Here is a 499-nt window from a genome sequence, read left to right on the forward strand (position 1 = left end):
GCGGCGAACGCGTTCCTGGATGCGTTTGCTCAGTGGCGCCGTTCGCAGGGGTTGCCGGCTGTGTCGCTGGCGTGGGGCCTGTGGGGCGCGTCGAGTGCGATGACGGGGTCGTTGGGGGAGTCTGATCAGGCTCGTATGAGCCGTGGCGGTATTCGTCCGTTGTCGGTCGAGGAGGGGATGGCGCTCTTCGACACCGCGATCGGCGCCGGTGAACCGGCACTGATACCTGTCAAGTTCGACTTCGCAGCCCTCGCCGAGCAGGCGGCCACCGGCCCGGTGCCGTCCATGCTGCGGGGCCTGGTCCGCAAGCCACGCCGAACTGCGATCGCCGCTACGGACAGCGCCGTCGGCGACTCTCTGACCAGTCGTCTCACGGCCCTCACGATCGACGAACAGAAGCGTCTGCTCGTGGAGTTGGTGTCGGGTGAGGTGGCGGTGGTGTTGGGGCATGCGAGTGCCGGGGACATCGGTGTGGGTCAGGCGTTCAGTGATCTGGGTT

The 499-nt window shown here is 67.1% G+C and carries 1 protein-coding gene and 1 pseudogene; both read left to right on the plus strand.

The genetic code is table 11. The annotated features are described in order from the left end of the window. Window positions 1-75: pseudogene (locus KMS84_RS42200) on the plus strand (KR domain-containing protein); the annotation flags it as partial. A 102-nt stretch (window positions 76-177) separates the two neighbouring features. Beyond that, the coding region (locus KMS84_RS38920) for an acyl carrier protein (RefSeq protein WP_256921279.1) at window positions 178-499 on the plus strand (322 nt) is incomplete at its 3' end.

Source organism: Streptomyces hilarionis (assembly GCF_024539675.1).
GTDB classification, from domain to species: domain Bacteria; phylum Actinomycetota; class Actinomycetes; order Streptomycetales; family Streptomycetaceae; genus Streptomyces; species Streptomyces hilarionis.